The 13,837-nt window shown below is 63.0% G+C and carries 14 protein-coding genes; 11 read left to right on the top strand and 3 right to left on the bottom strand.

Annotated elements, in window-relative coordinates; all coding sequences use genetic code 11:
* Positions 1-298 precede the first annotated feature (298 nt).
* From IVA93_RS26175 to IVA93_RS26150, 6 genes are read left to right on the top strand one after another with little or no spacing between them, the layout of a single operon-like run.
* Positions 299-556, top strand: a complete 258-nt coding sequence (locus IVA93_RS26175; RefSeq protein ID WP_007593837.1) for a DUF6489 family protein — start codon at positions 299-301, stop codon at positions 554-556.
* Complete coding sequence (locus tag IVA93_RS26170; RefSeq protein WP_018457034.1) at positions 556-1,356, top strand: esterase/lipase family protein; 801 nt, start codon at positions 556-558, stop codon at positions 1,354-1,356. Before IVA93_RS26175 ends, IVA93_RS26170 begins: the two co-directional genes overlap by 1 nt.
* Before the next feature lie 46 nt (positions 1,357-1,402).
* The gene (locus tag IVA93_RS26165; protein WP_085352151.1) at positions 1,403-2,953 is read left to right on the top strand and encodes a WS/DGAT/MGAT family O-acyltransferase; all 1,551 of its coding nucleotides are present in this window, start codon (positions 1,403-1,405) and stop codon (positions 2,951-2,953) included.
* Between the two features lie 10 nt (positions 2,954-2,963).
* On the top strand, positions 2,964-3,959 hold the full coding sequence (locus IVA93_RS26160) for an alpha/beta fold hydrolase (RefSeq protein ID WP_085385882.1): 996 nt from the start codon (positions 2,964-2,966) through the stop codon (positions 3,957-3,959).
* 45 nt (positions 3,960-4,004) lie between these two features.
* Positions 4,005-7,238, top strand: a complete 3,234-nt coding sequence (locus IVA93_RS26155) for a bifunctional cytochrome P450/NADPH--P450 reductase (RefSeq protein ID WP_247363482.1) — start codon at positions 4,005-4,007, stop codon at positions 7,236-7,238.
* Positions 7,239-7,268: 30 nt separating this feature from the next.
* Positions 7,269-7,943: a polyamine aminopropyltransferase gene (locus IVA93_RS26150; protein ID WP_204510610.1), complete on the top strand. Its 675-nt coding sequence runs from the start codon at positions 7,269-7,271 to the stop codon at positions 7,941-7,943.
* Positions 7,944-7,972: 29 nt separating this feature from the next.
* Here IVA93_RS26150 and IVA93_RS26145 read toward each other — a convergent pair whose 3' ends face one another.
* From IVA93_RS26145 to IVA93_RS41235, 3 genes are all read right to left on the bottom strand, one after another.
* Complete coding sequence (locus IVA93_RS26145; protein WP_204510611.1) at positions 7,973-8,437, bottom strand: nuclear transport factor 2 family protein; 465 nt, start codon at positions 8,435-8,437, stop codon at positions 7,973-7,975.
* A gap of 149 nt (positions 8,438-8,586) precedes the next feature.
* Positions 8,587-8,829, bottom strand: coding sequence for an alpha/beta fold hydrolase (locus IVA93_RS41240; protein ID WP_371826784.1), 243 nt, complete (start codon positions 8,827-8,829; stop codon positions 8,587-8,589).
* Positions 8,813-9,385, bottom strand: a complete 573-nt coding sequence (locus IVA93_RS41235) for an alpha/beta fold hydrolase (protein ID WP_371827217.1) — start codon at positions 9,383-9,385, stop codon at positions 8,813-8,815. The genes IVA93_RS41240 and IVA93_RS41235 overlap by 17 nt, the downstream gene beginning before the upstream one ends.
* A gap of 287 nt (positions 9,386-9,672) precedes the next feature.
* Between IVA93_RS41235 and IVA93_RS26135 the strand changes: the two genes are divergently transcribed.
* From IVA93_RS26135 to IVA93_RS26115, 5 genes are all read left to right on the top strand, one after another.
* Complete coding sequence (locus tag IVA93_RS26135) at positions 9,673-10,056, top strand: hypothetical protein (RefSeq protein WP_018457027.1); 384 nt, start codon at positions 9,673-9,675, stop codon at positions 10,054-10,056.
* The gene (locus tag IVA93_RS26130) at positions 10,053-11,135 is read left to right on the top strand and encodes a PHA/PHB synthase family protein (protein ID WP_026233284.1); all 1,083 of its coding nucleotides are present in this window, start codon (positions 10,053-10,055) and stop codon (positions 11,133-11,135) included. The genes IVA93_RS26135 and IVA93_RS26130 overlap by 4 nt, the downstream gene beginning before the upstream one ends.
* Positions 11,132-11,725, top strand: a complete 594-nt coding sequence (locus IVA93_RS26125) for a GNAT family N-acetyltransferase (protein WP_166517674.1) — start codon at positions 11,132-11,134, stop codon at positions 11,723-11,725. Before IVA93_RS26130 ends, IVA93_RS26125 begins: the two co-directional genes overlap by 4 nt.
* A gap of 202 nt (positions 11,726-11,927) precedes the next feature.
* Positions 11,928-12,383 carry a phasin gene (locus tag IVA93_RS26120; protein WP_204510614.1) on the top strand — a complete coding sequence of 152 codons (456 nt, stop codon included), beginning with the start codon at positions 11,928-11,930 and terminating at the stop codon, positions 12,381-12,383.
* A gap of 165 nt (positions 12,384-12,548) precedes the next feature.
* Complete coding sequence (locus IVA93_RS26115) at positions 12,549-13,835, top strand: DUF445 domain-containing protein (RefSeq protein ID WP_018457023.1); 1,287 nt, start codon at positions 12,549-12,551, stop codon at positions 13,833-13,835.
* The last annotated feature ends 2 nt before the right edge of the window (positions 13,836-13,837 follow it).

Below are 13,837 nucleotides of genomic sequence, written 5' to 3'. Positions count from 1 at the left end.
CCTCTCCACTCGCCCGCACCGTCATTTTTGATTGTTCGGCGGGGCTGATCGAACCATGTTGCCCAGAGTTCTCGACCCGTGCAAGCGCCATTCCAGCAAGGAACGCGCCAAGTTGCACCGCTGTGCAGCAATGCTGACCGGCATGACGGGAGGACGGGCGCGGCCGCGGCCGATTTTGATTGACCATATCCGCCGATCGGGGAAGCCGGAGCGCCGCCACCGGCTTCAGGTCGCTTGCGTTGTACACCGCCTCGCGGCGATACTGCAGTAGGCCGCTCGAATCTCATCTGGAGGGGACATGAAAGTTAACATCGAAATCGACTGTACCCCCCTCGAAGCCCGTCAGTTCATCGGATTGCCCGACCTGGCACCAATGCAGACGGCGGTCATGGACAAGCTGCAGCAGCAGGTTCTGAGCAACATCGACAAGGTCTCGCCGGAATCGCTCATCCAGAGCTGGTTCACCTTCGATCCAAAGCTTGCCGAGCGATTTCAGGACATGTTCGTCACCATGGCCGGCCTCGGCGGCACGCGCAGCGGCGATAAGAAGAAATAATGCCGCCCGGTCCGGACGGGCCGCAGACCTCAGGCCGGCTTCGTCCGCCGGGCCTTGCTTTGCTGCTCGCCGAAGCCCGTGGGTTGCTCGAACTCAACGCCAGCCTGCTGCTGTCGCCGGTCCTGATGCGGGCGCCAAAAGGCGACGGCCATCCGGTGCTGGCGCTGCCTGGCTTCCTCGCCAGCGATCTCTCGATGGCGCCGATGCGGCGCTATCTCAGCGAGCTTGGCTATGAGGCACATGCCTGGCGGATGGGCCGAAATTTCGGCGGGTTCGGACGGATGCGGGATTCGTTGCGCGCCCGTCTAGCCGAAATCCATGCTGCGAGCGGCCGCAAGGTCAGCCTGGTCGGATGGAGTCTCGGCGGCGTCTATGCGCGCGATCTCGCGCTCCAGGCGCCCGACATGGTCCGCAATGCCATCACGCTCGGCAGCCCTTTTGCCAATGACATACGGGCGACCAATGCGACGCGGCTCTACGAGATGATGTCCGGCGAGCGTGTCGAGGATTTCGCCGAGCTGCGCGTGGCGATCGCCGGCGATCTTCCGGTGCCGGCGACGTCGATCTATTCGCGCGCCGACGGGATTGTGAACTGGCGGACCTGCCTGCTGCGTCCCTCCGACCGTGCCGAGAACATCGAGGTGCACCTGGCGAGCCATATCGGGCTTGGGGTGAATCCCGCGGCGCTGTGGGCCGTGGCGGACCGCCTTGCGCAACCGGAGGGAGAGTTCTGGCCATTTGACAGGGCAGGGCCGTTTGCCATTGCATATGCCCCGCCGGAACAGGCAGTATCGGCCTGACGAGAAGCGCCGCCTAAGGCGCCCGTCAAATACTCGGGAGGGAACTATGGCTGACGGTAAGAAGCTGTCATCGCTGGACGCGTCGTTTCTCTATCTGGAAACGCCGGAAATGCCGATGCATGTCGGGAGCATGGCGATCTTTCGTCTGCCGGACGACTACAAGGGCGACTTCTTCGAAGATTTCAAGGCGATGATCGTCTCGCGCCTGCACATCGCGCCGATCCTCAAAGCGCGGCTGGAGAAGGCGCCGCTCGATATCGATCATCCCTCCTGGATCGAGGACGATCAGTTCGACATTGACCGTCACATCTTCCGCGCCAGCCTGCCGCAGCCGCGCGACCGCGCTACGCTCGAACGCATCGTGGGCTGGATGCACGCCAAGCTCTTGAACCGTGCCCGCCCGCTCTGGGAGTTCTACGTGTTCGAGGGCATGAAGGACAACGAGGTCGGGCTCTATTCCAAGATGCATCATGCCGCCATCGACGGCGGCGCCGGTGCGGCGCTGACCAACATGATCTACGACATCTCGCCGATCCCGCGGAAGGTCGATCCGCCGACCGCGGGAGCGAAGCCCGGGCAGGAGCCGCGCGACATCGCAGCGAACCTGGTCGATTCCTACCAGCAGCTTTTCACCCAGCCGCTCGATGCATCGGCGGCCGCGAAGAATCTGCAGCTGCCACGCACCGGCAAGAGCGATATCGGTTCGATCCTGTTCGACAATGCGATGTACCAGATCGAGAGTGCGGTGCGCTTTGCCGGCAACATCCCAACCATGGTCAAGAGCGTCTCGGACGTGCTCGGCAAGATATCCGATCCAAAATCGCGCGAGAGCCTCGCCAGCATGGTCTCGCCGCCGACCATGCTCAACAAATCGATCTCGTCCGAGCGCAGCTTCGCCGGTGTCTCGATTTCGCTGTCGCGATCCAAGGCGCTGGCCAAGCAGGCCGGCGGCAAACTCAACGACGTCGTGCTGGCGCTCGCTTCCGGGGTGGTCCGGCGCTACCTGCAGCAACATGGAACGTTGCCGGCGAAGTCCTTGACCGCTGCCGTACCGATCTCGCTGCGCGAGGAGGGCAACACCGACGCCAACAACCAGGTGTTCGGCATGATCTGCTCGATCGCAACCAACATCGACGATCCCAAGGCACGCCTGGAAGCCATTATCGCGCAATCGACCAAGTCCAAGGAGATGTCGCATCCGCTGCGGGCTCTGATGCCGCAGATCTCCAATATCTCGATGCTGGGCGCGCCGATTGTCGTGCAGATCATGGCGCTGCTCTACAGCCGCTCCGACTTGTCGAATGTGTTGCCGCCGGCTGCGAACATTACGGTGTCCAACGTGCCGGGGCCGCGGCAGACGCTCTACGCCGCGGGCGCGGAGCTGTTGCACATCTTCCCGGTATCGATCTCGACGCACGGACAGGCGCTCAACATCACCGTGCAGAGCTATCGCGACCAGCTCGATTTCGGCTTCATCGTCGGCGCCAACATCATTCCGCACGTGCAGGTGATGTGCGACATGCTGCCGGAAGAATTCGCCGCGCTCGAGGCTGCCTATGCTTCGCCCGCGGCGGACATCAAGGGCGCCGCTGAGTAGGAATGTTCCGATGATTGAAATGCCACCGCTCAAGTTCGTACAGACGAACGGAATCCGCATGGGCTATTACGAGGCGGGCCCGGTTACAGACAAGCCGCCGATGGTGCTGTGCCATGGCTGGCCCGAACTCGCATTTTCCTGGCGCCACCAGATCAAGGCGCTGAGCGAGGCCGGCATCCGCGTGATCGCGCCGGACCAGCGCGGCTACGGCGCGACCGACCGGCCAGAGCCGGTCGAGGACTACGACATCGAGCACCTGACCGGCGATCTGATCGGCCTGCTCGACCATCTTCAGATCGACAAGGCGATCTTCGTCGGCCATGACTGGGGCGGTTTTATCGTCTGGCAGATGCCACTCCGGCACATCGACCGGGTCGCCGGCGTGGTCGGCATCAATACGCCTCATACCAACCGCGCCTGGGCCGATCCGATCGAGCTCCTGCGCGCGCGCTTCGGCGAAAAGATGTATATCGTGCAGTTCCAGGATCCCGCGCGTGAGCCCGACAAGATCTTTGGCAGTCGCGTCGAGCAGACCTTCGATGCCTTCATGCGCAAGCCCGTAGCGCGCCCGGCAGATGCTCCGGCGGAGGAAGTCGTCGCGGGTGTCGGTGCCTCCCCGCGACTGAACCTGGCATTTCCGCAGATGATCGCGGGCTACGATGCGAAGCACGATCCTCGCACGCCGATCCTGTCGCCGGAAGAGAAAAAGGTGTTCGTGGACAATTTCACCAGGACGGGCTTCACCGGCGGCATCAACTGGTACCGCAATATGTCCCGCAACTGGATGCGCGCCGAAGGGCTCGATCATACGGTGCGCGTGCCGTCGCTGATGATCATGGCCGAGAACGACGCGGTGTTGCCGCCGTCTTCCGCCGATGGCATGGACAAGCTGATCCCCGATCTGGAAAAATATCTGGTCCGCGACAGCGGCCATTGGACGCAGCAGGAGAAGCCGGAGGAAGTCAGCGCCAAGCTGATCGAATGGCGTAGAAGGCGGTTTGGCTAGCTCGCAACGAGGGCGTTGAATACCGAGGCAGGGGAAGCACTTTTAATGTCATCGAAGAACCGTCTGGACCCGATCCCGCAGCCGCCGACCAAGCCGGTGGTCGGCAACATGCTGTCGCTGGATTCGGCCGCACCGGTGCAGCATCTGACCCGGCTTGCCAAGGAGCTGGGGCCGATCTTCTGGCTCGACATGATGGGCTCGCCGATCGTGGTCGTCTCCGGCCACGATCTCGTCGACGAGCTCTCCGACGAGAAGCGTTTCGACAAGACGGTGCGCGGTGCCCTGCGGCGGGTGCGCGCGGTCGGCGGCGACGGCTTGTTCACGGCCGACACCAGGGAGCCGAACTGGAGCAAGGCGCACAACATCCTGCTCCAGCCTTTCGGCAACCGCGCCATGCAGTCCTATCACCCGAGCATGGTCGACATCGCGGAGCAGCTCGTGGGCAAATGGGAACGGCTCAACGCCGACGACGAGATCGACGTCGTCCACGACATGACGGCGCTGACGCTGGATACGATCGGCCTGTGCGGCTTCGACTACCGCTTCAATTCGTTCTACCGGCGCGATTACCACCCCTTCGTCGAGTCGCTGGTGCGCTCGCTCGAAACCATCATGATGACGCGCGGCCTGCCGTTCGAGCAGCTCTGGATGCAGAAGCGGCGCAAGACCATGGCTGAAGATGTCGACTTCATGAACAGGATGGTCGACGAGATCATTGCGGAGCGCCGCAAGGGAGGCGAGGCGACCGACGACAAGAAGGATATGCTTGCGGCGATGATGACGGGCGTCGATCGCTCGACCGGCGAGCAGCTCGACGACGTCAACATCCGCTACCAGATCAACACGTTCCTGATCGCAGGCCACGAGACCACCAGCGGCCTGTTGTCCTGCGCGCTCTATGCGTTGCTCAAGCACCCCGACATTCTCAAAAAAGCCTATGACGAGGTCGACCGCGTCCTCGGTCCCAATGTCGACGTGCGTCCGACCTATCAACAGGTCACGCAGCTCACTTACATCACGCAGATCCTCAAGGAGGCGCTGCGGCTATGGCCGCCGGCGCCGGCCTATGGCATCTCCCCACTGAACGACGAGGCTATCGGCGGCGGCAAGTACAAGCTCAGGAAGGGCACGTTCACCACCATCCTGGTGACCGCGCTGCATCGCGATCCCTCTGTCTGGGGTCCCAACCCGGATGCGTTCGATCCGGAGAATTTCAGCCGGGAGGCGGAAGCCAAACGGCCGATCAATGCCTGGAAGCCGTTCGGCAACGGCCAGCGCGCCTGCATCGGCCGCGGCTTCGCCATGCACGAGGCCGCGCTCGCGCTCGGCATGATCCTCCAGCGCTTCAAGCTCGTCGACCACCAGCGCTACCAGATGCATCTGAAGGAAACGCTCACGATGAAGCCGGAAGGCTTCAAGATCAAGGTCCGTCCGCGCGCCGATCGCGAGCGCGGCGCTTATGGTGGACCTGTAGCGGTGTCGTCGGCGCCGAAGGCACCGCGCCAGCCCACCGCGCGTCCCGGCCACAACACGCCGATGCTCGTACTTTACGGCTCCAATCTCGGCACCGCCGAAGAGCTGGCGACGCGGATGGCCGACCTTGCCGAGATCAACGGCTTTGCCGTGCATTTGGGGCCGCTCGACGATTACGTCGGCAAGCTGCCGCGGGAGGGCGGCGTCCTGATCATCTGCGCCTCCTATAACGGCGCGCCGCCGGACAATGCGACACAATTTGTCAAATGGCTCGGCGACGAGCTGCCGAAGGATGCGTTTGCCGATGTGCGCTACGCCGTGTTCGGCTGCGGCAACAGCGACTGGGCCGCGACCTATCAATCGGTACCGCGCTTCATCGATGAACAATTATCGGCGCATGGTGCGCGCGCGGTCTATCCGCGTGGCGAAGGCGATGCGCGCAGCGATCTCGACGGCCAGTTTCAGAAATGGTTCCCGGCGGCCGCCCAGGTCGCGACCAAGGAATTCGGCATCGACTGGAATTTCACCCGTACCGCGGAGGATGATCCGCTCTACGCGATCGAGCCGGTCGCGGTGACCGCCGTCAACACCATCGTCGCCCAGGGCGGCGCGGTGGCCATGAAGGTGGTGGTCAATGACGAGCTTCAGAACAAGGCCGGTTCCAATCCGTCGGAGCGCTCGACGCGCCACATCGAGGTGCAGCTGCCGTCCAACATCACGTACCGCGTCGGCGATCATCTGAGTGTGGTCCCGCGCAACGATCCGACGCTGGTGGATTCGGTTGCCCGTCGCTTCGGCTTCCTGCCGGCCGACCAAATCAGGCTTCAGGTCGCCGAAGGCCGCCGCGCGCAATTGCCGGTCGGCGATGCCGTGTCAGTGGGCCGCCTGCTCAGCGAGTTCGTCGAGCTCCAGCAAGTGGCGACACGGAAGCAGATTCAGATCATGGCCGAGCATACGCGTTGTCCGGTCACGAAACCAAAACTGCTGGCCTTCGTTGGCGAGGAGGCCGAAACACTCGAGCGCTATCGCAGCGAGATTCTGGCCAGGCGAAAATCGGTGTTCGATCTGCTGCTCGAATATCCGGCCTGCGAATTGCCGTTCCACGTCTATCTGGAAATGCTCTCGCTGCTGGCGCCGCGCTATTACTCGATCTCGTCTTCGCCGTCGGTCGACCCGGTTCGTTGCAGCGTCACGGTCGGCGTGGTTGAAGGACCGGCCGCCTCCGGCCGCGGCACCTACAAGGGTATCTGCTCGAACTATCTCGCCAATCGACGCGCGGGCGACGTGATCCATGCAACCGTGCGTGAGACCAAGGCCGGCTTCCGGCTCCCGGACGATCCATCCGTGCCGATCGTCATGATCGGCCCGGGCACGGGACTGGCGCCGTTCCGCGGCTTCCTCCAGGAGCGCGCCGCGCGCAAGGTCAAGGGCGCCGCGCTCGGTCCGGCCATGCTGTTTTTCGGCTGCCGTCATCCCGATCAGGATTTTCTCTACGCGGACGAGCTGAAGGCGCTGGCGGCGAGCGGCATCACCGAGCTGTTCACGGCGTTCTCGCGCGCGGAGGGGCCAAAGACCTATGTGCAGCACGTCCTCGCTGCGCAGAAGGACAAGATCTGGCCGCTGATCGAGCAGGGCGCGATCGTCTATGTCTGTGGCGACGGCAGCAAGATGGAGCCCGACGTGAAGGCGGCGCTGGTCGCGATCCATCGCGAGAAGAGCGGCAGCGATGCCGCCACGGCTGCCCGCTGGATCGAGGAGATGGGTGCAAAGAACCGGTATGTTCTGGACGTATGGGCGGGTGGATAACCCGGCAGCCGGACGTGCTAAAGCTCTCGCATGATTCCCTGGGAAAAGATCGATACCGCCAAAATCCCCGGCTCCGATGAAGAGCTTCGCCTGATGCGGCGAGGCAAGGAGTTCTCAATCAAGCTCGGCACCAACGAGCTGATGAACAACCGCCTGTCGGGCTCGGAGGCCGCGCTCGCCACGCTCGCGGCGAAGCAGATCGAGACGGTCGCAAAACCTGTCGTCCTCATCGGGGGCCTGGGCATGGGTTTTACGCTGCGTGCGGCGCTGACCGTGCTCGGAAGCAAGGCGAAGATCGTTGTCTCCGAGCTCGTGCCGGCGGTGGTCGCCTGGGCGCGGGGTCCGATGGCGCAGGTGTTCGGTGACAGTCTCGATGACGTCAGGGTGAGCATCCGGGAAACCGACGTTGGCGAAATCATCCGGGCGCAGCGGTCGGCATTCGATGCCATCCTCCTCGACGTCGATAACGGGCCGGAAGGGCTGACCCGGAAGGGCAATGATGCGCTCTACAATGCGAGTGGGTTGAAGGCGGCGAAGACGGCGCTGCGGACGGGCGGCGTGCTCGCGGTCTGGTCCTCGGGGCCCAACCCGGCCTTCACAAAGCGGCTCGGGAGCGCCGGATTCGAAGTCAACGAAGTCAATATCCGCGCCACCGGAAGAGGCGGTGGCGCACGTCACGTGATCTGGCTGGCGAGGAAGAGCTAGGCCGCCTGCCCAGCAACCGGTTCGATCCGTCAGAACATCGTGTTGTTGTTCGCCGGATTTTCCGGGATCGGTTGCACGACGTCCCAGTGTTCGACAACCTTGCCGTTCTCCAGCTTGAAGATGTCGACGATCGCATTGCCCCTGCTGCCGGGCTCGCGAACCGCGTGAACGTGCAGGATGACGTAGTCGCCATCCACGAAGCTGCGCTTGATCTCGCTGTGCGAGTTCGGGAATTTCTCGCGCAGGAAGCCAATGAACTTTCGGAATCCGTCCGGACCATCGGCCGCGTTTGGATTGTGCTGGACGTAGCGGTCGCCGACATAGGCGAGGGCTGCATCGGCGTCCTTTTGGTTGAGCCCCTTCTCGTAGAACGCAAGGACAGTTTTGCGATTGGCTTCTTCTTGCGCGCCACCCGCCATCGCGGCGCCGCTGGCGAGGGACAGCGTGAGGACTGAAGCAGCGACGATTGCGGCCGACCGGACGATGAGATGCATGTGAACTCCGAGAGGCCGCGGCCTCTTTGTTGGCGATTGAGGTTCTCAGCGATTGAAGGAGGCCTGTATAGCTTTCGCACCGGCACGCGTTAAGAGAGTAACCGGCAGCTCACATGGTCACCGTGAGGAGACTGTCTGCGTCGGTCAATCTACGCCGCCTGCACCTCCGCGCCATGGGCGTGCTTGGCGATGGCGTCGATGATGTCCGGCCAGAACCGCATCGGCAGCGCGTGGCCCATGCCGTCGATCATCAGCAGCTTGGCCCCCGGAATTGACTCTGCCGTGTCCCTGCCGCCCTCGGGGCGGACCAGCGGATCGACGGTGCCGTGGATGACGAGTGTCGGCGTCTTGACGCCATGCAGCCGCTCCTTGCGGCTACCCGAGGCGAGCACCGCGCGGAGCTGCCGGCCGACACCGGCCGGATTGAGCCCGCGCGCGAACACGCGCTCGGCACGACCGGGATCGAGCGCCTCTTCCTCCGGGAAGGACCCGGCCCGCAACACGTTCCAGGTCTGGCCGTAGCGGACGATGAACTCCTCCTTGCTGCGCGGCGGCGGCGCCATCAGCATCGCGGCGGCCTCGCGTGTCGGGGGCGGCAGGCGCGGATTGCCGGTCGTCGACATGATCGAGGTGAGCGAGCGCCACCCGCTCGGGAAACGACAACGTCACTTCCTGCGCAATCATGCCGCCCATGGACGCCCCGACCAGGTGCGCCGACTTGACGCCGAGCGCATCCATCAGCCCGACAGTGTCTTTTGCCATGTCGATCAGCTTGTAGGTTGCGGCCACAGGAATCCTGAGAAACCGGAGCTTCAACAGCTCGAGCGGCGTCAGACGCTTGCCGCCTGTGAGATGGCTCGACTTGCCGATGTCCCGATTGTCGAACCGGATGACGCGAAAGCCGTGCGCGGCGAGCTGCTCACAGAACGCATCGTCCCAGTGGATCATCTGGGCGCCTAACCCCATGATCAGAAGCAGCGGCTCGGCACTGTCGTTGCCGAAAGTCTCGTAACAGATGTCGATGCCGTTGGCGTGGACGGTTTGCGGCGGATGATAGGCGTTCACGGGTGCGTTCCCTCGGCTTTTGATTAATGCTGTATCGCACGGTTTCCCCTCGCAATGAAGCCGCGTCCGCGACACCGGACCCGCTGCTTGCCGGTTGACCGGCACCGCGCAACGGTGTGGTATGGCGAAAAAGGAAGGGCATCGAAGCTCTCGCTTTCAGGAGGACGCCGATGACCGACAAAAGCAACGACCCCATTGCCATGTGGCAGAAGATGGTTGGCGAGATGGAGAAGGGGTTCAACTCCTTCGCCAATCAGGCCATGTCGTCGCCCGAGTTTTCGCAAGCCGTGAACCGGGCCGGCGGCGTTGCTGCAGGTGCTCAGAAGCAGCTCGGCGACCTCATGGAGAAATATCTGGTCTCCATGAATCTGCCGAGCCGGGACCAGGTCACCGGCCTTGCGGAACGGCTACAGTCCATCGAAGGACAGATCGGTGAGATCAAGTCGATGCTGAGCCAGATGGCGGCAAGTTCCGGAATTTCTCAGGGCTCCGATACTGCATTGCGCCCGCCGCGCACCAAGCGCCCGCCGTCTGAAGGCGGAGAGAAGACATGAATGCACCCGCCGGATTAGACTTCGCAGGGATCCCGGAGCGCATCCAGTCCGAGGTGCAACGCGCCATCCAGAGAAGCATCAAGGGCGTCGAATATTTCTCGACGTCCGGCCCCACGCTCGGGTCGACGCCGAAGGACGTGCTGCATTCACGCGGCACGATGAGCCTCTACCACTATCGACCGATGTCCGACGAGATCTATCGAATTCCGATTTTGATCGTGATGGCGACCACCAATCGCGGTTACATTCTCGACCTCGTGCCCGGCCAGAGTTTCATCGAGTTCCTGTTGAAGCGCGGCTACGACGTCTACATGCTCGACTGGAGCGCGCCACGGCCGGAGGAGAAGAGCCTCCGCATGGAGGATTATGTCCTCGACTTCATCCCGGACTGCATCCGCCGCGTGCAGCAGGATTCCGGCGAACAGGACGTCTCCGTCATCGGCTATTGCTTCGGCGGCGTGCTGTCGCTGCTCTACGGCTCGATCCACAAGGATGGGCCGATGAAGAATTTGATCTGCTTCACCACGCCGATCGACTTTCGCGAGATGAAGCTGTTCTCGAACTTCTCCGACCGTCGCTATTTCGACGTCGATCGCCTCGTCGACAGCGTCGGCAACGTGCCGCCCGAGATGATCCTGTCGTCGTTCGAGATGCTGCGCCCGGCCTCCCGCACCGTCAGCCAGATCCAGCTCTGGGAAAACATCTGGAACGACGAGTTCGTCAAATCCTACCGGATGTTCGACCGCTGGGCGACCGACACGCTGCCGCTGGCCGGCGAATATTTCCGCACCATCACCAAGGACCTGATGTGGGACAACAAGCTGTTCAACGACACCATGTCGGTCGGCGGCCGTGCGGCGAAGCTCGAGGACATCAAGGTGCCGTTCCTGCATGCGGTCGCCGAGCATGACCACATCGTGCCGTATGAGGCGGCAAAGCACCTGATCGCCAAGATCGGATCGGAGGACAAGGAGGAGGTGATGCTGAAGGGCGGTCACGTCTCGCTGGTCGCCGGCGCCAATGCGGTGAAGCGGCTGTGGCCGAAACTGGATTCCTGGCTGGGGAAGAGATCGACATGAGTGAGCAGCGTTCCTATCCGCGCCATGTGAAGACGGACGCGGGCGATATCGAGATCCGCCTGATGTCCCCGGCGGACGAAGCCGCGGTGCTCGCCTTCGGCAAGGGCCTGCCGACCCACGACCTGTTGTTCCTGCCGCGCAACATCAGTGAGCCGAAGGTGCTCTCCGCCTGGGTCAAGGAGATCGCGCGCGGCGCGATCACGAGCCTGCTCGCGGTCAGGGACGGCACGGTCGTCGGCTGCGGCACGCTGGTGCGCGATCCGCACTCCTGGTCGCCTCATGTCGGCGAGATCCGAATGGTGGTTTCGCTCGACGTGCGCGGGAAGGGGGTGGGAAGGACGCTGTCGCAGGAGACCTTCGCCCTCGCGCTCGGGGCCGGCCTCGAGAAGCTCTCGGTCCAAATGACGGTCGATCAGCAGGCGGCGATCACGCTGTTCGAGAGCCTTGGCTTCAAGGCCGAGGCACTGCTGCGCGACCATGTTCGCGACGTCGACGGCAAGACCCACGATATCGTGGTGCTCGGGCACAACATCGCGCAGGTCCAGGCCCAGATGGAGGCCTATGGGCTGCTTGGCGCCGTCCAGCATTGAGAACCGCTGGACGGTGTTCGGGAACCCGGATGGTCAGGGAGGCGCCAGATGCCTCTCAACATGGCTATTCACGGTTTCGTGATATCGCATTGCAATATGGATATTGCATCGCACAATTAACTATGGCATATAAGCCGTGCCCCGGGCCAAAACCGGACGGGGTGAGCCCATAGCTCAACCAATGAGGATGGAGAGACCCCCAATGACCACCGAAACCAACACCGCTTTCGAAGGCTTCAAGGACGCGTTCAAGAACATCCAGAACCTGGAAGTTCCCGAGGCCGCCCGCGAGTTCGTCAAGAAGTCCGCCAACACTGCCAAGGACCGTGCTGCCGAGGTGTTCGCTGGCTCTGAGCGCGTGACCGCCGCCGTCGAAAACGCGGTGACCGAGACCGTCACCGAAGCCGGCAAGATCAGCCGCAACATCCAGCAGGCGATCTACGAGGACGCCGAGGCATTCTTCGCGGGCATCGACAAGCTCGCGTCCGCCAAGTCGTTCAGCGAAGCTGTCGAGATCCAGTCCGGCCTGCTCCGCGCCCGCGGCGAAGCGTTCGTCTCGCGCGCCAAGGCGACCACCGACTATTTCGGCAAGCTCGCCGCTAACGGTGCGAAGTCCGCTCAGGACAATTTTGCCAAGGTCTACAACAAGACCGCCTGATACGGCCCCCTGAGTAAAAACTGAATTTGAGGCCCGCTTCGGCGGGCCTTTTGTTATTCCGCCGTAGCCGTCATTGCGAGCGAAGCGAAGCAATCCAGTCTGCCTCCTTGGAAAGACTCTGGATTGCTTCGCTTCGTTCGCAATGACGGATAGGGTGATGCTGTGATGACTCCATCAGGCGCCTTCTCTTTCGACACTCCCGGCGACGCCGAACGCGCAGCCGAATTGCGCCGCGTGAAAGCGCTGGCGACGCTGGTGCTGGGCTCGACGCTTGTCCTGTTCGTCGTTGCGAAATGGCTGCTGCCCGTACATCCCGTGTTCGGATTCATCGCGGCCTTCGCCGAAGCCGCGACCATCGGCGGGCTCGCCGACTGGTATGCGGTGGTCGCGCTGTTCAAGCGTCCACTCGGCCTGCCGATCCCACACACCGCGATCATCCAGAGCAACCAGGCCCGTATCGCCGACAAGCTCGGCGAGTTCATCCAGGTGCATTTCCTCGAGGCCGCTCCCGTCGAGGCCAAGCTGAAGGAGATCGATTTCGGCTCCTTCGTCGCCGACTGGCTGCGCGATCGCAAGCGCAGCGATGACCTCGCGCGCTTTGCGCTGCGCCTGCTGCCGGAGGCTGTCTCCGCGACCGAGAGCTCCGGTCTGATGACCTTCATCATCCGCCGCATGTCCTCGCAGCTCCAGGCCGTCGATCTGGCGCCGCTCGCGGCCGGCACGTTGCGCGGCTTCGTCGCGGAAGGGCGGCACCAGATCCTGTTCGACGATCTTCTGCGCGTGATGCACGAGACGCTGAACCAGACCGAGACGATGGCGATCATCCGCGAGAAGGTGCGCGCGGAATTGCCAACCTTGCTCAGGCTCTATCGCGCCGACAAGTTTCTGGTGAACAAGATCGTGGCCTCCGCCACCGCGTTCTTCAATGAAGTGCGCAGCGATCCCAAACATCCTTTTCGCGGCGAGTTCGATCGCATGGTGCTGAGCTTCGTCGACCGGCTCGGCACCGACCAGGCCTATATCGACCGCATCGACGGCTTGAAGCGCGATCTGCTCGCGCGTCCCGAGCTTGCCGATCTCGCCCGCACCGTCTGGGCCAATACGCGGTCCTTCATCGAACGTAGTGCAAGCGGCGAGACGCAGGTGCTGCAGCATCATCTCGCGGGCATGTGTGTCGCGGCGGGCGAAGCGCTTGCGGGCGATGCCGAGCTGCGCGGCGAGATCAACAAGGGGCTGGTCGCGGTGCTGCGCAGTTTCGTCGCGGACCAGAAGAGCGGCGTCTCGACCTTCATCTCCGACCAGGTCAAATCGTGGGATATGGCGCAGCTGATTTCGCTGATCGAAATCAACATTGGCCGCGACCTGCAATACATCCGCTTCAACGGCTCGCTGATCGGCGGGCTGGCGGGTCTTGCGCTTTACTCCGTAGAATTCCTGCTTCGATTGTTGTGACT

This window comes from Bradyrhizobium sp. 155 (assembly GCF_023101105.1).
Lineage (GTDB): Bacteria > Pseudomonadota > Alphaproteobacteria > Rhizobiales > Xanthobacteraceae > Bradyrhizobium > Bradyrhizobium canariense_D.
Note: the sequence above shows the minus strand (reverse complement) of the source record. Positions and strands in the feature narration are given on the sequence as shown.